General features: G+C 57.6%; 19 protein-coding genes. 13 read left to right on the plus strand and 6 right to left on the minus strand.

The genetic code is table 11. From position 1 onward, the window contains the following. Position 1 precedes the first annotated feature (1 nt). Positions 2 to 778 (minus strand): GntR family transcriptional regulator, encoded by a 777-nt coding sequence (locus FHP24_RS11995; RefSeq protein WP_210237826.1) that lies wholly within the window; start codon positions 776 to 778, stop codon positions 2 to 4. 427 nt (positions 779 to 1,205) lie between these two features. Here FHP24_RS11995 and FHP24_RS12000 point away from each other — a divergent pair, with 427 nt between their 5' ends. Continuing rightward, on the plus strand, positions 1,206 to 2,894 hold the full coding sequence (locus tag FHP24_RS12000; protein WP_139676438.1) for a sensor domain-containing diguanylate cyclase: 1,689 nt from the start codon (positions 1,206 to 1,208) through the stop codon (positions 2,892 to 2,894). Positions 2,895 to 3,265: 371 nt separating this feature from the next. Then, entirely contained in the window at positions 3,266 to 4,165 is a 900-nt protein-coding gene (locus FHP24_RS12005; protein ID WP_180355978.1) for a hypothetical protein, read from the plus strand. 524 nt (positions 4,166 to 4,689) lie between these two features. Here the strand turns inward: FHP24_RS12005 and FHP24_RS12010 are convergent. From FHP24_RS12010 to FHP24_RS12025, 4 genes are read right to left on the minus strand one after another with little or no spacing between them, the layout of a single operon-like run. Beyond that, entirely contained in the window at positions 4,690 to 7,809 is a 3,120-nt protein-coding gene (locus FHP24_RS12010) for an efflux RND transporter permease subunit (RefSeq protein WP_139676440.1), read from the minus strand. Positions 7,810 to 7,812: 3 nt separating this feature from the next. Further along, complete coding sequence (locus FHP24_RS12015; RefSeq protein ID WP_246091715.1) at positions 7,813 to 8,904, minus strand: efflux RND transporter periplasmic adaptor subunit; 1,092 nt, start codon at positions 8,902 to 8,904, stop codon at positions 7,813 to 7,815. Positions 8,905 to 8,906: 2 nt separating this feature from the next. Then, a complete protein-coding gene (locus FHP24_RS12020; protein WP_139676441.1) occupies positions 8,907 to 9,197 on the minus strand; it encodes a hypothetical protein in 291 nt (96 codons plus the stop codon). Between the two features lie 26 nt (positions 9,198 to 9,223). Continuing rightward, a complete protein-coding gene (locus FHP24_RS12025; protein WP_139676442.1) occupies positions 9,224 to 11,293 on the minus strand; it encodes a prolyl oligopeptidase family serine peptidase in 2,070 nt (689 codons plus the stop codon). A gap of 264 nt (positions 11,294 to 11,557) precedes the next feature. Here FHP24_RS12025 and FHP24_RS29015 point away from each other — a divergent pair, with 264 nt between their 5' ends. The 5 genes from FHP24_RS29015 to FHP24_RS12050 all read left to right on the plus strand — a co-directional run bounded on the left by FHP24_RS29015 (position 11,558) and on the right by FHP24_RS12050 (position 16,704). After that, complete coding sequence (locus tag FHP24_RS29015; RefSeq protein WP_139676443.1) at positions 11,558 to 12,184, plus strand: TetR/AcrR family transcriptional regulator; 627 nt, start codon at positions 11,558 to 11,560, stop codon at positions 12,182 to 12,184. Positions 12,185 to 12,483: 299 nt separating this feature from the next. Then, positions 12,484 to 14,211, plus strand: a complete 1,728-nt coding sequence (gene poxB, locus FHP24_RS12035) for a ubiquinone-dependent pyruvate dehydrogenase (protein ID WP_139676444.1) — start codon at positions 12,484 to 12,486, stop codon at positions 14,209 to 14,211. Positions 14,212 to 14,649: 438 nt separating this feature from the next. Beyond that, positions 14,650 to 15,186, plus strand: coding sequence for a sigma-70 family RNA polymerase sigma factor (locus FHP24_RS12040; protein WP_139676445.1), 537 nt, complete (start codon positions 14,650 to 14,652; stop codon positions 15,184 to 15,186). A 2-nt stretch (positions 15,187 to 15,188) separates the two neighbouring features. Then, on the plus strand, positions 15,189 to 16,007 hold the full coding sequence (locus FHP24_RS12045; RefSeq protein WP_139676446.1) for an anti-sigma factor family protein: 819 nt from the start codon (positions 15,189 to 15,191) through the stop codon (positions 16,005 to 16,007). Positions 16,008 to 16,080: 73 nt separating this feature from the next. After that, positions 16,081 to 16,704, plus strand: coding sequence for a LysE family translocator (locus tag FHP24_RS12050; RefSeq protein WP_139676447.1), 624 nt, complete (start codon positions 16,081 to 16,083; stop codon positions 16,702 to 16,704). Positions 16,705 to 16,975: 271 nt separating this feature from the next. On the opposite strand, the gene FHP24_RS12055 is transcribed toward FHP24_RS12050, so the two are convergent. Then, the gene (locus FHP24_RS12055) at positions 16,976 to 17,686 is read right to left on the minus strand and encodes a ribonuclease activity regulator RraA (protein WP_139676448.1); all 711 of its coding nucleotides are present in this window, start codon (positions 17,684 to 17,686) and stop codon (positions 16,976 to 16,978) included. Positions 17,687 to 17,911: 225 nt separating this feature from the next. Here FHP24_RS12055 and FHP24_RS12060 point away from each other — a divergent pair, with 225 nt between their 5' ends. The 6 genes from FHP24_RS12060 to FHP24_RS12085 all read left to right on the plus strand — a co-directional run bounded on the left by FHP24_RS12060 (position 17,912) and on the right by FHP24_RS12085 (position 25,585). Beyond that, the gene (locus tag FHP24_RS12060) at positions 17,912 to 18,622 is read left to right on the plus strand and encodes a GntR family transcriptional regulator (RefSeq protein ID WP_112458696.1); all 711 of its coding nucleotides are present in this window, start codon (positions 17,912 to 17,914) and stop codon (positions 18,620 to 18,622) included. 34 nt (positions 18,623 to 18,656) lie between these two features. Continuing rightward, positions 18,657 to 19,772, plus strand: coding sequence for an ABC transporter ATP-binding protein (locus FHP24_RS12065; protein WP_139676449.1), 1,116 nt, complete (start codon positions 18,657 to 18,659; stop codon positions 19,770 to 19,772). After that, complete coding sequence (locus FHP24_RS12070) at positions 19,769 to 20,698, plus strand: ABC transporter permease (protein WP_139676450.1); 930 nt, start codon at positions 19,769 to 19,771, stop codon at positions 20,696 to 20,698. The genes FHP24_RS12065 and FHP24_RS12070 overlap by 4 nt, the downstream gene beginning before the upstream one ends. Positions 20,699 to 20,708: 10 nt before the next feature. After that, complete coding sequence (locus FHP24_RS12075; protein WP_112458693.1) at positions 20,709 to 21,590, plus strand: carbohydrate ABC transporter permease; 882 nt, start codon at positions 20,709 to 20,711, stop codon at positions 21,588 to 21,590. Between the two features lie 60 nt (positions 21,591 to 21,650). After that, positions 21,651 to 23,180, plus strand: a complete 1,530-nt coding sequence (locus tag FHP24_RS12080) for an extracellular solute-binding protein (protein WP_139676947.1) — start codon at positions 21,651 to 21,653, stop codon at positions 23,178 to 23,180. Between the two features lie 74 nt (positions 23,181 to 23,254). After that, positions 23,255 to 25,585, plus strand: coding sequence for an alginate lyase (locus FHP24_RS12085; protein WP_139676451.1), 2,331 nt, complete (start codon positions 23,255 to 23,257; stop codon positions 25,583 to 25,585). Positions 25,586 to 25,587: the final 2 nt, after the last annotated feature.

A 25,587-nucleotide genomic window follows, 5' to 3' on the forward strand; every position in this document is an offset into this window, starting at 1 on the left:
TTTAGGCATCAATTTCTAAGGTGCTCTTTTGCCCTTTGAGATCATCTACGGAATGACGTACGGCCTCAGCTGTGTTCAACACATGCTGCTTCATGATCGCCGAAAGACGTGTCTTGTCGCGTGCACTGAGCGCATCCAGCATCTCATCGTGATCATCAAGCGCCTGTTTCCAGTCTTGCGGAAGCTGGCGCATCGTATGGCGAATATTACGGATTTTGAGTTCCATGTTGCGGTAGAGCACAAGCAGCGCCGCATTGCCCGACGCATCAAAGATCGCCATGTGGATGGCGCGATTGAGTGTGGCATATTCCAGCCGGTCGGATTGCTCAAAGGCGATCAACATCCGCCCATGCATCTGCCGGATTTCTGCGACCTGGGCATCGGTGATCCTGTCGCATGCAAGTTCGCCAGCAAGCGCCTCCATGGCAGCAATGATCGGGAAAAGCTCGACCAGCTCTTCTTCGCCGAGAATGGCGACCCTGGCACCTCTCTGCGGCAAAAGCTCAAGCATTCCTTCGGCAGCAAGCGCCTTGAGAGCCTCCCTCAACGGGGTACGGGAAATATCGAACCTGTCGCATAGCTCCTTTTCCGGGACCTTTTGGCCCGGCTCCAGATGCCCGTCTACGATCATCTCCCGGATGGCATCGACAATCTCGCTATGTAACGTGCGTCGCACGCTTGTGACCCCAGAGATCAAACTTGGCTCCCATCGATTCTGTAAGCGACAGCTAGTCTCAACCAAGCGAATTGTCATCCAATAAACTAGTAAAAGCGTCACCGCCGCCTCGCCAATATGGACTTAAGCGAGACCAGAAGCACTAGATTGACACGAAAAAACCTGCGGATGCTACGCCCACCCCAGCGCGGTTGTGGTCGCACAGGATAAGGCTTTGTTTTTTGTAATCCTGTTAATGCGACGCTCCTCCTTTGCAAATGGCGCCGTAACATAAACTACTGATATTTTATAGGTTTCATCCATATTCTGCTTTGGCAGAACTGCATTCTGTCGAACGGTTACGCAACACACAATCGGGCTAAAATGACCGCCAGGATGCAAGGCGTTGGTGAATGGAAACCTGTTCAAATGCCAGCGACACACAATCAAGCTTATCAAAAGCGGCATGCTTAAATTGGAACACACCTGCGATCCGCATGTCCCCATTTTGTGTAACTTCATTGCAATGTTTGGTGTGTAGCGTCGAGCAATGTTGTGGGACAGTCTCCGAAAAGCGTTTTTGATAACCGTATTGGGTCTTGTGGTACTGGCATCTCTGGTTGCCAATCCCCTACACGCGGATGAATCTCTGGATATTCGCAGCTCCTGCTCGGCGTCCAGCGACTTGTCGGCCAACCTTGTCACCATTGTCCAGTCGCCCGCGCGCTGGATTTGCGGAGACCAGGCCTATTCACTTGAAGACGAACGAGCGTTGCTGCGCTTTGACATCGGCCACGATGATGCGCTGCCCCGATATCTCTTCTCCAGACGAAGTGCGCTTGAATCCATTCATCTTCTAGCAATAGACAGGGATGGCGCCATACGCCAAACCTCCTTCACCGCGGGTGAACTGGCAAGTTCTCTGCGTGGCGGATATTTCAAGGCTTCTCTGCCGAACATTACGCGCGACACACGGCAGGTCGTCGTCGCGTTCGATTTGCCAAGCCACCGAATGACGCTGGAAAGAGCTTATCTGTCACCGTCAGACCTTCCTCTTGGCCCAGACCTTCTACGATCACTCCTGCTCTTGGCCATACTTGCCGGCATGCTGTCCATGCCGCTCATTTTCAACGCGGCCTTCTACCGGGTACTGCACGAGTCATTCGTGATCTGGCATTCCACCCTAACGATCTCGTTGCTGCTGACGATCGTGGTCTCATCGGGACTTGCCGTCGTTCTCTTTGATCCGCCCGCAATGACATTGAGCTGGATGACGACGGTTATTTTCGGACTGACCGTCGCTTCGGGCGCGATGTTTACCTATAGCTTCATCGAACCGGGTCGCCTGCATCCCTTGCTTCGGCGGGCACTGCTTTATTGCGCCGCCTGGGCAATGTTCCTAAGTACGTTTCACGCAATATTTCCTTTCGTCGCGCGCCCCATCCAGTCGACGCTGTACACAGCGGCTTTTGCGCCGGTTCTCGGCATTTTCATCCTGTCCGTCGCCGACGCATTGCGGCGTGGAAGTCGTGCGGCAAAATTCCAGGCAGTCGGATATATACCGGTCATAGTGGCCGGATCAGTGCGCTTGATCACGGGCGTGATTCCGTGGCTGGAGAGCAATGATGCAATGCTGCTCTTCTATGTGGGTTGCGTATGCGAAGTCCTGTTCACCACTCTCGGCGTGGCGGACCGCTTCATGACGATGAAGCGCCAGAGGGACAGCGCACGCTTCGAGGCGGATATGTTCGAACGCCTGTCGGAATCCGATGCACTGACGGGGCTGCTCAACCGGCGAGCACTTGAGCGGAATTTTGAAACATATTGCGCTGAAGGTTATCGCGCGCTTGCGGTACTGGACCTCGATCACTTCAAGGCAATCAATGACGTTTACGGCCACGGAGTTGGTGACGAAGTACTGAAAGCAGTTGCCGAAACTATTCAGGCCGACTCCCAGATTCATGCGTTCCGCTTGGGTGGCGAAGAATTCGTACTGCTTGTTCGCGGCGAGGATGCCCAGTTGCGTGCCGAACGTCGACGCCAGGCGATCACTGCCGCTGTCGCGGACGCATTGCCAGGCCTTGGGCAACAGGTAACCGCCAGCATGGGCATGACGAATGCGCCGGCGAATGTGGGCGCGGGTTTTGCAGAGCTTTACAGACAGGCAGACAGATTGCTTTACGATGCCAAGCTCGCCGGCCGAAATCGAACAAAAGCGATGCTATCACAGGGCGCTTAGGATTGTAAAACACGAAGGCACTGGCGCATTGAGGACAAATAGCAACTTCAAGGATCGGCAGGGACCGGGAAGCTGAAAGCATATGATGTCACCCGCGATTATCGCGGCAGCAGCCGAGACCGGTCATCTTACAGATGTGCGACGCTTTCGAATCGATGACATGCAACCTTTTACAATCCTGAAATCAAACATCTAAACCACGGGCCAAACGATCCTTCTGGAACTATTAGGTCAGGGCAGCGTTGCTCGATCCTAACCATAACAGTTCAACAAGGAGGCACTCCAATGGGTCGTGGCATTCTACTCTGGCTGCTGGGCGTACCGCTGCCGATCATCATCCTTCTCGCGATTTTCGTACGATAGGAATGGCGATGTCCCTTTCCAGCACAACAGGCGTAACGCCTATTGAATCTTCACAGACGGCCTTATCCTGGGGGCCGATCATCGGAGGCGCGATCGCCGCAACTGGCGTCACCTTGATCCTTTTGCTTCTCGGTTCAGGGCTCGGGCTGACGATGGTCTCGCCATGGTCAGGAGAAAGCAGTTCAGCGACCGCTATCGGGGTTACCGCTGCGATCTGGCTGGTCGCCGTGCAGTGGCTCTCGTCGGCACTCGGTGGATATCTGACCGGCAGGCTTCGGACGAAATGGGCCGCGGTCCACAGCGATGAAGTGTTCTTCCGCGACACCGCGCACGGTTTCCTGAGCTGGGCTTTGGCGACAGTATTAGTTGTTGGCGTACTGGCGTCGTCGCTGACATCACTTGCGGGTGCGGGCGCGAGCGCCGTCGGATCTGCAGCAACAGCGGCCGGAACCGTTTCTGCAGCGTCGTCATCAGGTGGCACGGATCTGTCGACGTCCTATTTCACGGACGCCTTGTTGAGACCGGAACGGGTCACAGGCGAAGCCAGAGGCAACGATGGTGCAGCCACGGCCGAAGTTTCGCGTATCCTTATTCAGGGAGCAGCCAAGGGAGAAGTCCCGGATTCCGATCGCACCTATATCGCAAGCATTGTCTCCGCTCGCACTGGCTTGAATGAGGCCGATGCCCGCGCAAGAGTGGACAACGTTCTCGGTCAGGTCGAAGAGGCAAAAGTTGCCGCGCAAAAGGTTGCCGATACCGCCAGGAAGACCGCTGCGACAACCGCGCTGGTTGGAGCAATATCCTTGCTCGTAGGCGCGTTCATCGCATCTGCTGCGGCTGCACTTGGTGGCCGACAACGTGACGAAGAGGAAGATCTTCTTCTGGTTGCCAATCGGCCGCTTGGCTGACAAACTCTTCGGGACGGCTTGGGTGAGGCGTCCCGTTTATCTATGATGGTCTCGTCGGTTCGGCTTTGGGACTTGATCTGAAACGACCATCTTGGCTGCCATCGAACTTGCTTTCCTTCCTTTGCCCCTAGCTTAGGCGCCGTCAGGCAATACCCGGTCGAGCAGTGCGAATTTGGCTTTTAAATTATGTACCGTGTTCAGCACGGTCGCCGCATCCGAATCCCGATTTTCCAGCGCCCGAATGATGTCGAGATGATCCCTCTCAACGCCGACGTGACCTCGAATGAGACCCTATCCCCTGGCTCGCGACGCATACAAACGCAGGACTGTTGATGAGATCACGGCCCTCGATGAAAATGGCTTCGACAGCAGTAGGGACATCACGGGAACCACTCTCCGGGTCCGTCAGATCGCCATACCCGAAGACATCCGGCGCACCGGGTTCATCGTAGATGGTGGCCTTTCATCGACTGTTCCTTCGTCTTTCTGGCAAGCATATTGGGAGATTACGCAGTAAAACCTTTTCAAATCGATGGCGAGGTCACAGGTTTTCGCCCGAACCGCTGCTTCACACGCCGTGCCATGCCGTCGAGATAGGTCAGCACGACCGGCACGAAGACCAGCGTCAGTAGGGTTGAGGAGATCAGCCCGCCGATGACGGCATGGGCCATGGGTGCGCGCTGTTCGCCGCCTTCACCCAGTCCGAGTGCCATGGGCAGCATGCCGAAGATCATCGCGAGCGTGGTCATCACGATCGGCCTGAGACGCACTGCCCCGGCATCAGCAAGGCTCTGGCGCAGGTTTTTGCCTTCCCGCACGCCCAGATTGGAATAATCGACGAGCAGGATCGCATTCTTCGTCACCAGCCCCATCAGCATGATGAAGCCGATCATCGAAAACATGTTGAGCGTCGATCCCGTCAAAAGCAGGCCAAGCAGAACCCCAATCAGCGATAGCGGCAAGGTCATCATGATGGCGATCGGCTGGATGAAAGAGCCGAACTGCGATGCCAGGATGATGTAGATAAAGATCACCGCCAGAACCAGAGCTTGGAGAGCATAACCCGTACTTTCTACCAGGCTTTTCGCGTCGCCACCGAAGGAGATGCGGTAACCGATCGGTATGTCCATTTGGGCAATCGCGGCGTTGAGGTCGGCGGTTACATCACCGAGCGCCCGGCCCTCGATATTGCTGGAAATTCGGACTTCGCGGGACAGGTCCTTGCGGGTGATGGCATCCGGTGCGGTGCTTTCGACGACGTCCGCCACCTGATCAAGCAGAACGGTGATCGGCTTGTTATTGTCGTCGGTACGACCGGTCGAGATCGTGAGGTTGCGAAGCTGGGCAGCATCACGCCGGCCCGTTGCCGGCAGGCGCACCATAACATCGTAGGATTCTCCATCAGGAGCGTTCCAGACCGAAATCGCATCGCCGGCCACCAGCGGCCGCAACGTATCGCCGATCGTCGCGATCGAGACGCCGAGATCGCTGGCTGCCTCGCGACGGATCCGGACCGCAAGCGTCGGCCGCACGTTTTCGATCGACGATTCCACTTCCGTCGCACCGCGAATTGCCTTCAGCGCAGAGGTGATCTGGTCGGAAATCCGCCGCAACTCCTGATCGCCGTCACCGAGCACGGAAAGCTGGAGCGGCTTTTGCGAGCCCCCGACGCCGGAAGACTGGCCGATGGAAATCTCCAGCCCGGCGATCCTCGCAAGCCGCTGGCGGATCGGCTCGATGCTCGCCGCCGTTGTCAACTGACGCTCATTGTTCGGCACAAGCTGCACCGCCACCATCGCCTGATTGAAGCCGCGCGCGCCACCGGAATTGATCGTCGAATAGGTGGTCGAGACATAGTCGAACTCGCGCAGCGCCTTTTCGACCTGTCCAACTTTGGCCGCCATGTAATCGAGCGAAGAGCCCTCGTTGGCTTTCAGCGTTACGCTTATCTCTCCCTGGTCGGCCGGCGGCAGGAATTCGGCTCCAATGCGCGGCACAAGAGCCAAGCTGCCGACAAACATCACAGCGACGATGGCAATCGTGGTCTTGCGGTGAGCGAAGGTCCAATAGATGAGCGACCGGTAACGTGCTGCCAATCCCTCGAACCAGTGGTCGAAGCGTTCGACCGCCCGGCCAATGAAGCCGCGTTTCGCACCCTTTTGGGGTTGTGGATCGTGCCAGACGCTTGACAGCATAGGATCGAGCGTAAACGACACGAACAGCGAGATCATCACGGCGACGGCGACGGTGACGCCGAACTGCAGGAAGAAACGGCCAATCAACCCGCCCATGAACGCAACCGGAAGGAAGACCGCGACGATGCAGAGCGTCGTCGCGAGGACCGCAAGTCCAATTTCGTTGGTGCCGTCCAGCGCCGCCCGGACGTGATTCTTACCCATCTGCAGATGGCGAGTGATGTTTTCCCGAACCACGATCGCGTCGTCGATGAGGATGCCGATCGACAACGACAGCGCCATCAGCGTCATGGTGTTCAGCGTGAAGCCGAGTGCATGCACGACCGCAAACGTACCGATGACCGAAATCGGCAACGTCAGGCCCGTGATGACCGTGGAACGCCACGAGTTGAGGAACAGAAACACAATCACCACGGTCAGCACGCCGCCCTCGATTAGCGTGCGCTGGACTTCCGACACCTGTGCTGCAATCGCCCGCGAATTGTCTCGGGTAATGGTCAACTTGACGTTCTCTTTGGCAAGTTCCTCATTCAGCGCCGCAATTTCCGCGCGCAGCGCCGATGCCACCTGCACCGTGTTGGCACCCTGCACCTTGACGATATCGAGACCGAGGGACGTGACGCCCTGATAGGTCGCCCGGCTGGTCACCTCGGCACCAGTATCGAGCACCGTCGCCACGTCCGAAAGATAGACGGGATAGCCGCCGCTTTGGGTGACGATGATGCTGTTGAAGCCCGAAGCGTCGCCGATGCGCCCTTCGACGGTGACGATCCGCTGGTTGATGCCGGAAATCAGCGTTCCGGCGGCGCGATCCTGGTTCTCGCGCCGTATCGCGTCCATGACGGTAACGACACTCACCCCATAAGCTTCAAGTCGATCCGGATCGACGACGACAAGGACCTGCCGCTTGCTGTCGCCGACCAGCGTCGTTTGCCCTACACCGGCGATGACGGTGAGCCGGTTGGTGATGACGCGATCGGCAAGCGTGGTGATCTCCGACAGCGTCCGGGTCGGCGACGAGACGGCGACCGACAAGATAGGTTGGTCGTCGGGATTGAAACGCGTAACCTGCGGCGCGTCGACACCGTCAGGAAAACCCGCCTGCAAGCGCGCCACACGGTCGCGCACTTCCTGCGCCGCGACCTGCGAATCCACATCCAGATCGAACTGCACAACGACGATTGACCGGCCTTCGTAGGATTCCGAAGTAATGGTGTCGATACCGCCGATCGTGTTCAGTGCCTGTTCGATCGGCCGGGAAATTTCGCTTTCCACCGATGCCGGCGATGCGCCGGAATAGGTGGCTGACACCACAACTATCGGAAAATCCGTCTCGGGAAACAGGTCGACGCCGAGGCGATTGTAGGAAAACAGGCCAAGGACAAGGATTGTCACCATCATCATCGTGGCAAAAACCGGATGGGCGACGCTGATACGGGTCAGGAGCATGGATCAGTTCCCCTCGACCGTAACCGGCGTACCGGTGGAGAGGGTCGGCAAAGGCGCCGTGACGATCACATCACCTTCGATTAAACCCGAGACCTGCACAAGATTGCGGTCCGTCCAGCTCATGCCAAGATCGACGACCTGCCTTCGCAAGCTGCCATTCTCGACTTTAAGGACAAAGGCTCCTTCCGCGTCGTGACGGATGGAAGCAGCCGGCAAGGCGATAACACCTTTCTGATCATCCACCTTGAGAATTCCAGTGGTAAACATGCCGCCCCTGAGCAGTCGCTCGTCATTGGCGATGGCGATGAAGACCCGTACCGCCCGCGAACCGGCGACCGCCGTTGGCGAAATGCGTGTGACCTTGCCGACGAAGGTGCGGCCCGGAAACCCTTCTACGCTCAATTCGACGGGCTGCTCGATCCGAACGAGAGGGATGCGGCTTGTCGGAACACCCGCATCGACTTCCATCCGGCTCAGATCCACGATGGTCATCAATTCGGTGTTCAGCGGCACGGTCTGTCCCTGTTCGACCGGACGGGATGAAACGACGCCATCGAAGCCGGCCCGCAATTCTGCATAGGCAAGCGATCGCTCGGCGTCGGCGACGTCGGCCTGTTTTGAGCGTAGCTGCGCGCGCAGATTGAGCACGTTCGACCGCGCTTCGAGCCTCGTGGCTTCAGACGCGGCACCTCGTTCGCCAAGCGATGTATTCCGTTCAAGCACCGCTTCCGCCAGCTCGATCTGGGCACCGAGAGCGTCGATCTCTGCCTTGCGCGCCGTCACCGCCGATGCCAGCGCTTCGGTGTCGAACCGTACCAGCAGGTCTCCGGCCTTTACGACGTCGCCGATCTGCACCGGCAGATCCACGACGGTGGCGGAGACACGCGCCGTCAATGTCGCGCGTCGGATCGGCGTGAGCGAACCGGCAATGCGGACTTCGTTGGCGATGTCCTGCCGGACGGCGATACTTACGTCAGCCCGAGAAAGCTCTACCGGCGCAAACGTTTGAGCCTGCGCCCAGAGGGGACTGGCGACGACCAGAAGAGCGAGAAGGGTGATTGCAATCGCAAAGGAAGGGCAAAGCCGATAGATCATCATCATTCTCCGCGTCTGCGCCTGATTTCTCGTAGCATTTCAAGATTATTGCGGGCCTGCTCGGAGTTGATGCGCGCGCGCTCCATGTTCATGAGTTGCTCGCGGTCGCGACTTACCTGTTGCATATACATGCAACTGTCGTGATTTGGAGAGCCGGAATCGAAGCATCTGTGTCTTTCTTCATAGCGCTCCTTCCCGTCGGTGGTGCACCCGGCGAAAGTCAGGGCAACAAGAACAGCGCCCCCAACCGAGAACGCAGCCTTGTTTGTCTGGGTCATACGGTTAGTCTTCATTACGTCGTTGCTCCTATTGATCAATTTCATTTTGCTGGGGCGATGCTCAAGCCGGTCCAGTGCGCGGCGAAAGCCCACATGTCGGCGTGCTGCGCGATCATCTTGTCGAGCGGCATGCCGGCGCCGTGTCCGGCGCGCGTCTCGATCCGGACCAGCCGTGGTTTCGAGCCGAGGTCGGCCGCCTGAAGAGCAGCGACATATTTGAACGTGTGGGCGGGAACGACACGATCATCAGCGTCGGACGTCGTCGCAAGAATTGCCGGATAGTCGTCACCATCCCTGACCGTATGATAGGGCGAATAGGTCATCAGATTGCGGAAATGCCGATCCTCAGATGGGCTGCCGAACTCGCTTGCCCAGAATGCGCCAGCCGTGAACTTCTCGTACCGCAACATGTCCAAGACCCCCACGCCCGGCAACGCGACGTCAAAGAGATCGGGCCTCTGGTTGGTGACGGCTGCGACCAGTAATCCGCCATTGGACTCTCCCTGGATGGCGAGGCCCTTTTGTGAAGTAATGCCTGTCCGCTTCAGGAACTCGCCGGCAGCGATGAAATCGTCGAACGTATTCTGCTTCTCCTCAAGCTGCCCGGCCCGGTGCCACGCCCTGCCATATTCGCCGCCCCCGCGAATGTTGGCGATCGCCAGCACCCCGCCCTGCTCCACCCAGGCAAGTTGGATCGGATTATAATAAGGAACCTGCGGGATACCGAAGCCGCCATATCCATACAGCAAGGTCGGCGCCGCTCTCGTGACGTCCTTCCGGCGGATCAGAAAAAGCGGGACCTCCGTCCCGTCTTTGGAACGATAGAAGCGCTGTTCGACCGCAAGCCCGTCCGGATCGATCGGAGCCTTCGGTTCCGCCCAAGGCGTTACAGCATTGGACGCTGTGTCATAGCGATAGATCGCCATCGGCGCGTCGAAACCGGTAAATCCGAAGAACGCCTCACTGTCTCCCGGGTGCCCCTGAAACCCACCGGCGGTCCCGATGCCCGGCAGGGCGACCGCACCATCGGGTGCGCCGCTTACGTTGAAGCGACGAATTTCTGTCTTGGCATCGACAAGATATCCGATGAGAAGCTTGTCGCCGAGCAGGGCGGCATCGTTGAGAACCGCGTTACCAGCATCTTCAGCCACAATTTCCTTGGGCCGCGGATCGGGCTCGGCCAGGTCGAGCGAGACAACGCGCCGGCGTTCTGCGCCATCGGTGGTGACCAGGATGAGCTTGCTGCCGTCATGCCCGATAACGGACCATTCAGCCTTCATATCCGGCACGACTGTGCGTGGCGTCCAATCCCTCGACGCGAGATCGACAACGGTGAGCGCGTTCTCATTCGTACCCGGCGTCGATGAAATGGCGAGATAATATCCATATTCAGCCCGATCGGCGACATGCAGCAGGCCGGGCCTATCCGGAGTGGCATAGATCAGACGATCCTCAGCCTGGCGGGTACCAATCCTGTGGAAGTAAACGGCATGATCGGCAATGGCCGCGCCTGCGGTGTTTCCGCGAATAGGCGCGGGCATGCGCGAATAGAAGAAGCCGGCCCCATCGGGAGCCCAGGTTATGCGCGTGAACCGGGCCCATTCGACGAAATCCTCAAACTCCCTACCGCTTTCGATGTCGAGCACACGGATGGTTCGCCAGTCAGTCCCGCCTTTCTGTACGCTGAAGGCCACGTAGCGACCGTCGTCTGAAACACTCCACTCTCCTATCGCGTCCGCATTATCGTCCGACCAGGCATTTGGATCAATCAGAACACGGGCTTCGCCGAAAGCGCCATGGCGAACATACAGAGAAGGCTGGTTCTCGATCCCCTTGTGAAGGGTGAGGAAATAACGATCGCCACGCTTTCGCGGGACGGTGAAACGCTCATATTCGAACAGCGCCTTCATCCTACCCTCGAAGATATCGCGACCGGCAAGCGTATCGAGATGGCCTCGCGTCACCTGGTTTTGAGCCTTGATCCAAGCGGTTACGGCATGATCATTGGGCGCGTCATTTTCAAGCCAGCGATACGTGTCCACTACAGTCTCGCCAAAGTGCTCTTCCGCCACGTCGATGCGGTCCGTCGTTGGATAAGTGATTTCCGACATTCCATCCTCCAATGGTTGGGTGAACACACGGCTCCGCAGACAGAAGGCGACACGACGACGGCGTGAATGCTTTCATCGATGTCTCCCGCGGAATCGTGGTGACGAGTCCCAATGCCTCATTGCGCCAATTTACATAATGGCACTTAGTGTCATTATTATGGTCGTGCAGCACCCAAAACCATGCTTGAAATTCGAAGTTCGCGTTAATGAATTGGCATTTGATGCCATATACTGCATGATGAAAGATGCAATCCGGAGATCGCGATGAGCAGGACGATACGGGAAGGAGCCCATATTGACGTGGCAAGAAGTGCCGCACGCCTGTTTCTGGAAAAGGGTGTTGCAGACACCAGCGGCGACGAGATCGCTGAGGCCGCGGGCATATCCAAGCGGACGCTATGGCGCTATTTTCGCAGCAAGGAGAGCTGTATCGAGCCGTTGTTCGCGCTCACCTCGCAGCGCTTCGCGGCCAAACTCCGGAACTGGCCGCTCGATATCTCCGTGGAGCGTTTTCTTGAGATCAATTATGATTTCAGCAAGATGCAGAAGCAGGAACTTGAAGACGGTGCTCTCGTCGTTCACCTGATCGCCCGGCTGGAAGAAGAGCCGGCACTCTTGGAACCGTTCTTCATGGCGACGCGGATGACGGAGATACTGCTGGCTGACGTTATTGCGTCACGACTGGATCTGTCTCCGGCGGATTTCGAAGTCAGACTGTGCGCCGCGACCGTTGCCGCGGCAATGCGGATCATCGATGAGACGATCAGCCGGGCGGCGGTAAAATATGGTCAGGTGCCGACATTGGCCGAGACCAACGATCGTCTCGCGCAGGCAATCCGCCGAGCCAGCACGCTGCCATTTTGCGACCCGGTGACACCGCGGCGAGGTTAACTTGAATTCTCTGTGCTTTTGATAGGACGCAAGCCGCCAAGATGCCGCAGTTTGTTTCGGCTATCAGCGCCTCGATCGCGGTGGAGTGTGAACGGCAGTATGCAACGGCTTCAAGATGTCGTGCGGTATTTTCGATCAACCCACAGACAGTCATCAAACCTTAGGGACAAAACCTCTGGATTCATCCTAATCGGCAGGGCATGCGTCGGCTTGAGGGTTGGAAAGCGGTACTCGGGAACTAAGTGTTCTGAAGACCCTGATCAAACGCATGCCTGCTTTCTTTTCAAAGGAGTATCCCGATGAAGTCCAAGGTTGCCGACGTAATGACCGAGATCCTGCACTCTGCAGGTGTGAAGCGGATCTATGGCGTCGTTGGCGACAGCCTGAACGGATTGACCGAATCTTTGCGCAAACGCGGGGATATCGAGTGGGTGCACACGCGCCACGAGGAAACCGCGGCCTTTGCAGCGGGTGCGGAGGCGCATATCACCGGTGAGCTTGCCGTCTGCGCGGGTAGCTGCGGTCCCGGCAACCTGCATCTTATAAACGGGTTGTTTGACTGCCACCGATCGGGCGTGCCGGTTCTGGCGATCGCAGCGCAGATACCATCAGAGGAAATCGGGCGAGGCTATTTTCAGGAAACCCATCCGGATCAGTTATTCCGGGAATGCAGCCATTATTGTGAACTCGTCAGCAAGCCGGAGCAATTGCCCGGCGTTCTCGAGGCTGCTATTCGAGCGGCCATTGGCAAGCGTGGTGTTGCAGTCATCGTCATCCCCGGCGACGTCGCGCTTGCTGATTTCTCGGCCAAGATTTCGTCCCCCGCGGCCCTCCGTCTTTCCAGGCCGAGTGTTGTTCCAGCCGACGATCAGGTCGACAGCTTGGTAGCGCTGCTGGGCGACAGTTCCAAAATCACGCTTCTATGTGGTCGCGGTTGCGAGGGCGCACATGATGAGGTCGTTGCTTTCGCATCGCACATTAAGGCACCCATCGTTCACGCCCTCGGCGGCAAGGAGCATGTCGAATGGGAAAACCCCTATGACGTCGGCATGACGGGCCTGATCGGGTTTTCCTCCGGCTACAAGGCGATGCTCGAATGCGACACCCTGATCATGCTCGGCACCGATTTCCCATACCGCCAGTTTTATCCGACGGACGCGAAAGTCGTACAGGTCGACATAAGACCCGAACACCTCGGACGAAGAACACCGCTCGATTTGGCGATCGTCGGCGATGTCAAATCCACGCTCGGAGCAATTTTGCCCCGGCTGCAAGAACGAACCGACCTCAAGCACCTCGAGCGCTGCCTCGCCGCTTACCAGAAAGCGCGAGATGGACTGGATGATCTGGCGACAGGAAAGCCGGGCGGAACGATCCATCCCCAACATGTTGCGCGCCTTCTCAGCGAGCAGGCATCGGAAGACGCAGTCTTCACCTTCGACGTCGGCACGCCAACGGTCTGGGCCGCCCGTTATCTCAAGATGAACGGAAAAAGGCGTCTGATCGGATCACTGGTTCATGGCTCAATGGCAAACGCCCTACCGCAAGCAATCGGAGCGCAGGCATCCGATAAGGATCGACAGGTCATCAGCATGTCCGGAGACGGTGGCTTCACCATGTTGATGGGAGACTTCCTGACCTTGAAACAGGAAAATCTTCCGGTGAAGGTCATCGTCTTCAACAATTCATCTCTCGGCTTTGTCGCTATGGAAATGAAGGCAGCGGGCTATCTTGAAACGGGAACAGACCTCGAAAATCCCGACTTCGCGGCCGTTGCGCGCGCGGCTGGCATTCACGCCGTGCGCGTCGAGGACCCGGCAGATCTTGAACGCGGCATCGAAGCCGTTCTGCGCCATCCGGGACCGGCGCTGCTCGATGTCGTCACCAACCCGCAAGAGCTGTCGATTCCTCCAAAGATAAAGGCTGCGCAGGTGATGGGCATGAGCCTTTGGGCTGCCAAAGCGGTGATGAGCGGACGTGGAGATGAGCTGATCGACGTGACGAAATCGAACTTCTTTTCACGGTAAGGCTCTATCCTGTCGGGTATTCCTGACCTTTTCAAGGCTTACAAATCAACGGAGCAAGCTGAGTATCTTTCAGTTCTCCTGAAAACAGGAGAATTCATGCCTTACCTCGCCAGCCGCCGTTCCTCAGAGCCACAGCCACAACCCACGCCGTCGCATCGGGGCAAAAACTTGGCGATTCTGTCTCCTGTCATATGCGTTACAGTTGTGGCGTATTGCGTCCTTTGGATGATCTGGTAGCAAACTCTTCGCATTTACGGTCGGGCTCTCGACGTAATCAACAAAAGGCTCTTTCCGCTCGGCCCGTGAAGACCGGAGGCAGGCTCCTTTTCGCCGCCGACGTTGACTTTCGAGGAAACTTCGGTGTCTTTTGTTGTAAGCCAGAAGCCGTTTGGACCACGAGGCTGACGCAATGCTTCCGTTCACCGATTATGCGAGCCGATGACGACGTTGGCCAAGGCGCGCTTCGCGCAGATCGTTTTGCCCAGGATCGACGAAGGCTATCGGCTGGCTCGATGGCTGACCGGAAGCGCCACCGATGCGGAAGACGTGATGCAAGAAGCCTGCATCAAGGCTTTTCGCGCGATAGAAAGCTTTGCCGAAGGCAATGCGCGAGCCTGGTTTCTGACGATCGTTCGTAACGTCGCCTATTCCTGGCTGCAGCGTCACAGGCCTGTGAAGCTCGTCTCGCTTGAAGATCTTTCGCCCGAAGCTCAGCAGGAAATCGAGACCGGCGGTTTGATGGCGAATGCCGTGCCAACGCCGGAAGACCTGCTTCTTGCAAAACAGCGTTCAACCGAACTGCAGGATGCAGTGGAAACCTTGCCACTGCACCTGAAAGAGACCCTGGTCTTGCGCGAATTTCACGGACTGAGTTATCGAGAGATCGCTGCAATCAGCAACATACCTGTTGGAACTGTAATGTCACGCCTCGCCAAAGCGAGACAGACGCTACTGTCGCGTTTGAGGGAGGCATAACAATGACGATCGACAGCGAGACGCTATTGCTTTTAAATGCCTATCACGATGGTGAGCTTTCGCCCGGTGAAGCGCTCTCCATGCAACGGCGGATCGAAGAAGAGCCGGAACTCGCAGCTTTCGCACGCCGTCTTGCTGATTTGTCCTCCGGGCTGGTGGATGTTCTCCCCGGCGAGCCCGCTCCTGAACGCTTGCGTGGCGCAATATTCGCTTCGCTTTCGCCGGATCTGATACACGACACGAATGCAGATGAGCGCGCGGCAGAAAAGGTTTCGCAGCACGCTATGTTCTCAACTCGCGCACCTTGGTCGTCGTTAGCGGCGGCTCTAATGATTGGCCTTGTCGGCGGCGGACTCGGTGGTAGTTACCTTGCTCATCTGGCGCAGAATGAAACTCTGGAAGCGACAATCGAGAACGAGATCCTCGCTGCGCATCTAAGAGGGCTGATCGCCCCACAACCATTCGATATAGCCTCCTCCGAAAGCCATACTGTGAAGCCGTGGTTCAATGGTAGAACGACCATTGCACCAACGACGCCGGATCTTGCGGCCCAAGGCTTCCCTCTTGTCGGCGGCCGGGTCGATGTAATCGATCGCCAACCTGTCCCCGTCATGGTTTACAAACGCCGCCAGCACACGATCAGCGTCACCGTCACGGCTTCTAAGAACATGGCTACGCGGGCAAATGACGTCATCGACGGTACAAACGTGACCAGTTGGACTAACGGCAACCTGACCTACTGGGCGATTTCTGATCTCAACTCCGGCGAATTGTCATCCTTCGCCGACCTATATCGGAAGCGACTTGCCGGCGCCGGTTAGAAAATTTTCTAATCGTCGCGAATAAATCCGCGCTGCTCACGGTTTACTCCACCGGACAAGGGTGAGGAAATCTATGAGCGAGATGGCATGCCTACTGGCGGGCGCAGGCGCCGGGCTTTCGATTGCAATACCTTTTGGTCCCACAAGCATGATGTGCGTCGAACGCACCCTTGCCGACGGGATGCGGGCCGGGATGGCGGCCGGGCTCGGCGTCGCGACGGTACATCTCAGCTACAGCACCATTGCGCTCGTCGGCGGTATGACACTCATGAGCCAGCCGGAAACTGCAAACCTGCTAACCTTCGCCGCAGGTTTACTCCTCCTATATTTCGCGGCCCGCCTGTGGCGCCGCGACGTCGTATTCGTTCAAGGCGGCAGCGCACTGAGCTTTCGGCGCGCCTATTGCGGCGCCATCTGCCTTGGTTTTCTCAATCCGGTGACGCCAGCACTTTGCGCCGCTAGTCTCACGGCATTCGCGAGCCAGATCGCGGCTCCTGGTGGACTTCTGCCGCTTGGAGTTTTCGCCGGCTCGCTGACATGGTGGCTGGTGCTTGCGGTCGGTGTATCACTGCTGAGGCAGCGACTGAACATCGAGACCCTTACGCTTGCCAATCGAGGCGCGGGTATATTGCTCGTGCTTCTGGGCATATCCATGCTCGCAAAAAGCTTTGAAGGGCTCATCCATCTTGCGTCCTGATGACCAACTACATGCCGATCTCGACCTCCAGGGGAGCGGCGAAGCAGCGCATCGGGGAAAATCACCCCGCCCTGAAGCGCGGCGAATGGAAGGCCGAGCACGTCTCCGCTCGGCCTTCCATTTTTTGACATGACCGCCAGGATCCCGCAGGAGACTGCTTCAATCACATTGCATTTTCTGTTTCCCGGCCTCTTCCTTCGCACGCTTATCGAGGGCGAATGATCTCCATGCCCGGCTGGATCGGCGAAGAAAAGGGGCAAGGTAGACGTAGTCACCTTCCTTTGGCCTTGCGCCACTCGGCAAACAGCGTGAGATTATCCTCGTCGGTCGCCGGATAGAGCCCGATGATCGTGTGGCCGGCTTTCACCCGCTCGAGGACAAAATCCTCGTAAGCGGTCATCTCGACGGCCTCGTCGGCAATTTCATCAGCAATCTCTGCCGGGATAACGATGACGCTGTCGTCGTCACCAACCATGATATCGCCCGGAAACACCGCGACATCGCCGCAACCGATCGGAACATTGATGTCGATCGCCTCGTGCAGCGTCAAGTTCGTCGGGCTGGAAGGCCGGTTGTGATAGGCGGGAATATCCAGCTCCCCAATCGTCATCGCATCGCGAAAACCACCATCGGTGACCACCCCTGCCCCACCGCGCACCATCAGCCGCGTGATCAGGATATCGCCAGCGGATGCCGCACGCGCATCCTTGCGGCTGTCCATTACAAGCACATGGCCTTCCGGGCAGGTCTCGATCGCATGGCGCTGCGGATGTTTGGGATCGCGGAACACCGTCATCGGATTGCGGTCCTCGCGCGCCGGCATGTAACGCAGGGTGAACGCGGGGCCGACCATGTTTCGGCCCTTGGGCCAAACAGGACGCACATCCTGGATCGTCTGGTTTTTCAGGCCACGTTTGTAGAGCGCCGAGCAGAGCGTCGCGACGGAAACGCCCATCAGTTTTTCACGGGTTGCGGGATTCATTGTCTCTCCTTGATGGCTGCGGAACTGGAGCCCGGTTCTGACGTGCCACACAAGCAATCACACATTTGCTGCACGCCATAAGCTTGACTCTCAAAAATACAACAGATATGTCAAGTTCAATTCTGATATCTCAGTATGGCAATTGATATGTCTAATCCACTTGAATTTCCATCGCTGCCGCTATTCGATCTCGTGACCCCGCGAGATTTGCCGGCCGATGGAAACATGACAAACCGGATCCATGCGCTGCTTCGCAAATTGATTGTCGAGGTAAAGCTGCTTCCAGGGCGTGCGCTTTCGGAAAAGGAAATCGCGGCACTTCTGCATGTCAGCAAGACGCCGGTGCGTGAAGCGATTATCCGCCTTGCAGAAGAAGGTTTCGTCACGGTCGTACCGCAGGGCGGTACCTATATTTCGCCAATCGACGTGCAGCGTTACATGGAAGCCTGTTTCATCCGTTTCAAGCTGGAAGAAGGCGCCGTCATAGAGGCAACGAAGCGGCATTCGCTTGAGGATATCGCCCGCCTCAAAACCTGTCTTTCACAGCAGCGCACCGCGGCCGACGACGAGGAGTTTACGGACTTCTTTCTGCTGGACGAAGAATTTCACCGCACGATCTTCGCAGCGGCCCGCCTGCCCGGAGCCTGGAGCGTCGTCAACCAAGCAAAAGGCGAAATGGACCGCATGCGCCACCTAAAGCGCGTTTTTGCGGTCCGTCGCACCGAAAAGGTGATCGAAGAACACGAAGCGATCGTCAACGCGATCGAGTCCGGCAATGTGGAGGCAGCGCGCGAAGCCATTCAGCGCCATCTGGGATCGCTTGAATCCAAGATCGCAGAACTCTCCAAGAACCCGAAAATCTGGACCTTCATCGAACAGGTAAACACGCGCGTCACGAGGAAGCGCGTGTCACGAGGAGCCAAGGCCCCCGACTGACGTAACATTCAAGGCTTTTGAGGAGGGGCCTTACATGTCTGCAGTTCAAATCAACGACGTCGTCAAGCGCTACGGTGCTCTCGAAGTTGTCCATGGCATCAATCTTTCCATCCAGCCGCAGGAATTCGTGGTGCTCGTCGGGCCTTCGGGATGCGGAAAGTCCACGACGTTGCGCATGCTTGCCGGACTGGAAGATATCTCCGACGGCACGGTCTCGATCGATGGCCGGGTGGTCAACAAGGTCGCTCCGAAAGACCGCGACGTTGCGATGGTCTTTCAGAATTATGCTCTCTACCCGCACCTCAACGTAGCGGAAAACATTGCCTTTGGCCTGCGGGTTCGAGGCGAGAAACGGGACGTGATCGACAAGGCCGTCGCGGAAGCTGCCCAGATTTTGAGCCTGACGGAATATCTGGCCCGCAAGCCTGCAGACCTTTCCGGCGGCCAGCGCCAGCGCGTGGCCATGGGTCGCGCCATCGTCCGTCGCCCCAAGATTTTCCTCTTCGATGAGCCGCTCTCCAATCTCGATGCCAAGCTGCGCACCCATATGCGCGCCGAGATCAAGCTGCTCCACAAGCGCATGCAGGCCACCAGCGTTTACGTGACCCACGACCAGGTCGAGGCAATGACGCTTGCCGACCGGATCGTCATCATGAATGGCGGCAATATCGAGCAGGTCGGCTCGCCGATGGAAGTGTTTCTCGAACCGGCAAATACGTTCGTCGCCAGCTTCATAGGCTCACCGCCGATGAACCTTCTCGATGCGGTAATCGAAAAGCGGGATGGCATTGTCAGCGCGATACTTGGCGGTAATGCCGGACAGCGCTTCACCATTCCCGATGCCTTTGCGAAGGGCGCCACAGAGGGGCAGACAGTCAAGCTCGGCCTACGCCCGGAAATCATGTCGGTTAAAACCGGCGATGGCCGTGAAGTGCTGAACTGCAGCATCGATCTCGTGGAGCCCCTCGGCGCCGAGGCTCTGCTTCATGGCAAGGCGGATGGCCAATCCTTTATTGCCAAGGCAGAAACACTCTACGCCGATCATGCCCTCAACGGCGTCACCCAGCTCGGCATCGACACGACACGCATCCAGATCTTTGACGCGACAACCGGCCGTTCACTCAAGACCGCAGGCGGGGCGCGGTCATGAAACAGACTTATCAGGAACGCCTGCATGATCTGTGGGGAGATATGCGCCGCGACTGGCAGCTCTATCTCCTGCTTGCGCCGATGGCCATCTGGTTCGCGCTGTTTCTCTACAAGCCGATGTACGGGCTGGTTATCGCTTTCCAGGATTTTTCGATTTTCCGCGGCATCGAAAAAAGCCCATGGGTCGGCTTTGCGAACTTCGCCGAGCTTTTCCAGAATGACATGTTCATCCGCGCCTTCTGGAACACGATCACCATCAGCGGCCTCGGACTGATCTTTGCGTTTCCCGTGCCGATCATTCTCGCACTGATGTTCAACGAAGTTCAGAACGAGGCTGCACGTCGCTGGGCGCAGACGATCGTTTATCTGCCGCATTTCATTTCGGTGGTCATCGTTGCGGGCATCGTCATCAACTTCCTTTCGCCCTCCATCGGCATCGTCAATCTCTTCCTTAAAAGTTTAGGTCTGGAGTCGATCTACTTCCTGACCCAACCCGAGTGGTTCCGACCGATCTTTATCGGTTCGTCGGTCTGGAAAGAGTCGGGCTTCGAGTCGATCGTATATCTTGCGGCCATCGCCGGCGTCAGCCCGACGCTCTACGAATCCGCACGGGTCGATGGTGCCTCGCGGTGGCAGATGATGTGGCGAATTACGCTGCCCTGTATCCTGCCCACGATTGTGATCATGCTGATCATCCGCATCGGCAATTTGGTCGAGGTCGGTTTCGAATACATCATCCTTCTCTATCGCCCATCCACCTATGAGTCGGCCGACGTCGTCTCGACATTCATCTACCGCACCGGCCTGCAGGGTACCCAGTACGACCTGGCAACGGCTGCAGGCCTGTTCAATGCGGTTATCGCTTTCGTCCTTGTCTATTCGGCCAATCGTATCAGCCGAAGAGTCTCGTCGACGTCGCTTTGGTGAGGAGCTGAAGATGGCAAGTTTCAATCTCTATTCCCGTGGCGACAAGATCTTTGGCTGGGCCAACGCCATTCTCTTGAGCCTGTTCGTCCTGTCGACGCTTTATCCGTTCATCTATGTGGCCGCGGTCTCGCTGTCGTCCGGTGCGGCTGTCACTGCCGGCCGGGTAACGTTCTGGCCGGTCGATGTCACGCTTGCGGCCTACGAGCATGTGTTGTCCGACAGGATGTTCTGGGTCGCCTACGGCAACACCTTCATCTACACATTCGGCGGCACGTTCATGAGCCTGCTGATCATGATCCCTGGCGCCTATGCGCTGTCGCGCAAACGTCTGCGCGGCCGCACCTTCTTCAATATCGCGATCGCCTTCACGCTCTGGTTCCATGCCGGCATGATCCCGTTCTTCCTGAACATGCGGGATCTCGGACTGCTCGACAGCCGTTTCGGCATCATCATCGGCTTCGCGGCCAGTGCCTTCAATGTCATCCTGTTGCGCAATTTCTTCGAGGCGGTACCGAAATCCTTCGAGGAAGCCGCCAAGATGGACGGCGCCAGCGAATTGCAACTGCTTTGGAAGGTCTTCATTCCGCTTTCCAAACCGGCCATCGTCACCGTGGCGCTGTTCTGTATCGTCTCGCGCTGGAATGGCTATTTCTGGGCCATGGTTCTGCTGCGCGGCGAAGAGAAGATCCCGTTGCAGGTCTATCTCAAGCGCGTGATCGTCGATCTCAATTCGAACGACGAATTCGCCTCGAGCTTGCTGACGGCCCACTATTCGTTCGAGACGGTTACCTCCGCGATCATGATCGCGTCGATCATCCCCGTCCTCATCATTTACCCCTACGCACAGAGATATTTCACCAAGGGAATTCTGCTGGGCGGAGTGAAAGAGTAGCTGCACATGGGAGGAGAACCTGTGAGAACACTGCGAAAAGGCGCGCCCCTTCTGGCGTTGATGACAGCCATGACAATGGCCTTGCCCGCCTCCGCACAGGATGCCGGCAAGATATCCGAAGACCCTCTGGAACTGACGATCCATTTCCACTTCCGCGACAAATACGTCTATTCGGAAAAGTGGCCCGTGGAGCAGAAGGCCGCAGAGATTACCAATATCCACGTGCGCAACGTCGCGTCACTGGCGACCACGAGCAGCCGCGATGCCTTCAACCTGTTGATCGCATCGGGCGATCTTCCGGACATCGTCGGCGGCGATGCCAATGGCGGATTGAAGGAGGACTTCATCCGCTACGGGCTGGAAGGTGCTTTCATCCCGCTCGACGACTTGATCGAGGAAAACGCCCCGAACCTCAAGGCGTTCTTCGACAGCCATAAGGACATCCGCAACGCAATTTCCGGACCGGACGGCAAGCTCTACTTCATCCCCTATGTCCCGGATGGAAAATACTCTCGCGGCTGGTTCATCCGCCAGGACTGGCTCGATAAACTCGGCCTGAAACAGCCGGAAACGCCTGAAGAGGTCTACGAGGTTCTCAAGGCTTTCCGCGACAAGGATCCCAACGGCAACGGCAAGAAGGACGAAGTTCCGTATTTTGCCCGCGAGGAAATCGATGCCGTCCGCCTCATCAATCTGTGGGACGCACGCGTTTCCGGGTCCGAGCGATATGGCGACTTCGCCGTCTATGACGGGCAGCTCCGTCACCCCTGGGCCGAGGAGAACTACAAGACCGGCATTTCGAATGTCGCCAAGTGGTACAAGGAAGGCCTGATCGACAAGGAGATCTTCACTCGCGGCGCCCGTTCGCGCGAATATCTTCTGGGCAACAATCTCGGCGGCATGACCCATGACTGGTTTGCCAGCACCTCGACCTATAACGACGCCTTGTCGCCAAAGATCGAAGGTTTTGCGCTGAAGCCCATGCTGCCGCCGAAGACGGCGTCCGGCCAGCGGTTCGAGGATTCCCGCCGACTGCGCGTTCAGCCCGTCGGATGGGCGATCTCGGCCACCAACGAACATCCCGTCGAAACGATCAAGTATTTCGATTTCTGGTTCTCCCAGCAGGGGCGCCTGCTGTCGAATTTCGGTGTCGAGGGAAAGACCTTCGAGATGGTCGATGGCAAGCCGCAGTTCAAAAAGGAAGTGTTGGACAACAAGGATCCGGTCAACGCCCAGCTATGGGCGGTGGGCGCACAGGTCCCGCGCGGATACTGGATGGACTATGAGTACGAGCGCCAATGGACCAACAAGATCGCACTTGATGGCATCGATCTCTACGACAAGTGCAACTGCCTCAAGGACGAGTTCATGGGCGTTTCATTGAACGCCGAAGAGAAGGCGACCTTCGACCGCTACTGGCCGAGCCTTCTCACCTACATGACCGAGATGCAGCAGACTTGGGTGCTTGGCGCCCAGGACGTCAATACAGGCTGGGATGCCTACAAGAAGCGACTGACGGCTCTCGGCTACGACGAGGTCATCAAGATGATGCAGTCGGCCTATGACCGCCAGTACAAGGCGGCCCAATAATCCTTCGATCGTGATGGCGGCCCTGTCGCCGCCATCCTTTTCCCTTTTGATTTTTTTACAGGAGTTAGAGCGCAATGCGTCCCTCTGCCTCGGCCATCACCAGACAAGCTCATCTCGATGAGCCCCGACCGGGTTCCTTGACCATTGGCTACGTGCCGAGCGAGCAAACCCCGCCCACCGAAAACCCGCCGCGTTTTTCCTGGCTTCCCGATATCGATGACGGTGCGCGCTACGTGTTGCGCATCTCGACCGATGCCGAATTTGCCAGTGCAAAGACGCGTACATTCGAAGACCTCGCGTGGAATTTCTTCACCCCGGATGAAACGCTGCCGAAAGGCAATTATCATTGGAGTTATGCGCTCTGGGACCAGAACGCCGCAAAGCCCCTGTCGAACTGGAGTGCAGTGCGCATTTTCGAGATCACCGCTGCGTTGCCGGAAACGCCTTTGCCCGGCAGAACGGCCCGCCATGCCGCGGCCCATACGAGCCATCCGCGGCTTTGGCTCAACCCCGAGCAACTGAAAGCGTTTTCGCAAGCCGTGGCGGCAGACCCGAACCATTGCGGATGGTCCGAATTCTTCGAGAAATCCGTAAAGCCTTGGCTCGACCGGCCGATCATGCCGGAACCGCAGCCCTATCCCAACAACGTCCGCGTCGCGACGCTCTGGCGACAAATGTATATCGATTGCCAGGAGGCGATCTATGCTATCCGCCATCTGGCAATTGCCGGCCGCGTTCTAGGGCGGGAGGATCTCCTCGATGCCTCACGCGACTGGCTGCTTTCGGTTGCCGCATGGGATCCAAATGGAGCAACCTCTCGCGCCTATAATGACGAGGCCGGTTTCCGCGTCGTCGTCGCTCTGGCATGGGGATACGACTGGCTCTACGACCATCTGAGCGAGGATGAACGGGAGACCGTTCGAACAGTTCTGCTGCGCCGTACGCGTGAAGTCGCAGACCATGTGATTGCCCATGCGCGCATTCACCTGTTCCCCTATGACAGCCACGCGGTGCGCTCGTTGTCTGCAGTGCTCACGCCCGCCTGCATTTCCCTTATGGGCGAAAGCGATGATGCCGGCGAATGGCTCGATTATACCGTCGAGTTCCTGGCCACACTCTATTCCCCCTGGGCGGGAACGGATGGTGGCTGGGCGGAGGGTCCACATTACTGGATGACCGGCATGGCCTATCTCATCGAGGCCGCTAACCTGATCCGCTCCTATATCGGCTATGACCTCTACCAGCGGCCTTTCTTCCAGAACACTGGCCGGTTCCCCCTTTATACCAAGGCGCCCGGCACCCGCCGCGCCAATTTCGGGGACGATTCCACCATGGGTGACCTGCCCGGACTGAAGGTGGGCTACAATGTCCGCCAGTTCGCGGGCGTCACCGGCAACGGTCACTATCAATGGTATTTCGACCGCATCAAGCAGGATGCGGCCGGAACCGAGATGGCCTTCTACAATTACGGCTGGTGGGATCTGAATTTCGATGATCTTGTCTACCGTCACGACTACCCGCAGGTGGAAGCCGCCTCGCCCGCAGACCTGCCCGCACTTGCCGTCTTTGATGATATTGGCTGGGTGACGATCCAGAAACATATGGAAGATCCGGACCGGCATCTGCAGTTCGTCTTCAAATCGAGCCCATACGGCTCACTCAGCCACAGCCATGGCGACCAGAACGCTTTTGTTCTTTATGCCTATGGTGAGGATCTGGCGATCCAGTCCGGTTATTACATCGCCTTCAATTCGCAAATGCACATCAACTGGCGCCGACAGACCCGGTCGAAGAACGCAGTCCTGATCGGCGGCAAAGGACAATATGCGGAGAAGGACAAGGCGCTGGCGCGACGCGCTGCGGGCCGTATCGTTTCCGTCGAGGAGAAGCCCGGGCATATACGCATGCTGGGCGATGCAACGGCCGCCTACCAGGTGGCAAACCCGCTGGTGCGCAAGGCAGAGCGCGAAATCCACTTCGTCAACGACAGCTATTTCGTCATTGTCGATGAGGTGGAATGCGCCGAGCCGCAGGAACTGCAATGGCTTTGCCACACGACAGGCGCACCGCAGACCGGGCGTTCAAGCTTTCGCTACAACGGTAAAAAGGCAGGCTTTTACGGCCAGTTCGTCTTCTCCTCCGCCGGCAATCCGCAGATCACCGCCGTTGAAGGCTTTCCAGAAATCGAGCCGAAGGAATACGAGGGACTCGAAATACATCACCATGTCTGCGCCACGGTTCCCGCCGCCGCCAGACATCGCCTCGTGACCCTTCTCGTGCCCTACAGCCTGACCGAACCGAAGCGGATCTTCAGCTTCATCGACGATCAGGGGTTTTCGACTGACATCTATTTCAGCGATGTCGACGACGAGCGTTTCAAGCTTTCTCTGCCGAAACAATTCTAACC

Origin of the sequence: Aliirhizobium smilacinae, from assembly GCF_006335145.1 — a bacterium.
Classification (GTDB): Bacteria; Pseudomonadota; Alphaproteobacteria; order Rhizobiales; family Rhizobiaceae; genus Neorhizobium; species Neorhizobium smilacinae.

Bases quoted from the DNA above. Each gene is read 5' to 3' on its own strand.
- FHP24_RS12000 (WP_139676438.1), top strand. From the start codon at position 1,206: ATGTTGTGGGACAGTCTCCGAAAAGCGTTTTTGATAACCGTATTGGGT.
- FHP24_RS12005 (WP_180355978.1), top strand. From the start codon at position 3,266: ATGTCCCTTTCCAGCACAACAGGCGTAACGCCTATTGAATCTTCACAG.
- FHP24_RS12010 (WP_139676440.1), bottom strand. From the start codon at position 7,809: ATGCTCCTGACCCGTATCAGCGTCGCCCATCCGGTTTTTGCCACGATG.
- FHP24_RS12015 (WP_246091715.1), bottom strand. From the start codon at position 8,904: ATGATCTATCGGCTTTGCCCTTCCTTTGCGATTGCAATCACCCTTCTC.
- FHP24_RS12020 (WP_139676441.1), bottom strand. From the start codon at position 9,197: ATGAAGACTAACCGTATGACCCAGACAAACAAGGCTGCGTTCTCGGTT.
- FHP24_RS12025 (WP_139676442.1), bottom strand. From the start codon at position 11,293: ATGTCGGAAATCACTTATCCAACGACGGACCGCATCGACGTGGCGGAA.
- FHP24_RS29015 (WP_139676443.1), top strand. From the start codon at position 11,558: ATGAGCAGGACGATACGGGAAGGAGCCCATATTGACGTGGCAAGAAGT.
- poxB (WP_139676444.1), top strand. From the start codon at position 12,484: ATGAAGTCCAAGGTTGCCGACGTAATGACCGAGATCCTGCACTCTGCA.
- FHP24_RS12040 (WP_139676445.1), top strand. From the start codon at position 14,650: ATGACGACGTTGGCCAAGGCGCGCTTCGCGCAGATCGTTTTGCCCAGG.
- FHP24_RS12045 (WP_139676446.1), top strand. From the start codon at position 15,189: ATGACGATCGACAGCGAGACGCTATTGCTTTTAAATGCCTATCACGAT.
- FHP24_RS12050 (WP_139676447.1), top strand. From the start codon at position 16,081: ATGAGCGAGATGGCATGCCTACTGGCGGGCGCAGGCGCCGGGCTTTCG.
- FHP24_RS12055 (WP_139676448.1), bottom strand. From the start codon at position 17,686: ATGAATCCCGCAACCCGTGAAAAACTGATGGGCGTTTCCGTCGCGACG.
- FHP24_RS12060 (WP_112458696.1), top strand. From the start codon at position 17,912: ATGACAAACCGGATCCATGCGCTGCTTCGCAAATTGATTGTCGAGGTA.
- FHP24_RS12065 (WP_139676449.1), top strand. From the start codon at position 18,657: ATGTCTGCAGTTCAAATCAACGACGTCGTCAAGCGCTACGGTGCTCTC.
- FHP24_RS12070 (WP_139676450.1), top strand. From the start codon at position 19,769: ATGAAACAGACTTATCAGGAACGCCTGCATGATCTGTGGGGAGATATG.
- FHP24_RS12075 (WP_112458693.1), top strand. From the start codon at position 20,709: ATGGCAAGTTTCAATCTCTATTCCCGTGGCGACAAGATCTTTGGCTGG.
- FHP24_RS12080 (WP_139676947.1), top strand. From the start codon at position 21,651: ATGACAGCCATGACAATGGCCTTGCCCGCCTCCGCACAGGATGCCGGC.
- FHP24_RS12085 (WP_139676451.1), top strand. From the start codon at position 23,255: ATGCGTCCCTCTGCCTCGGCCATCACCAGACAAGCTCATCTCGATGAG.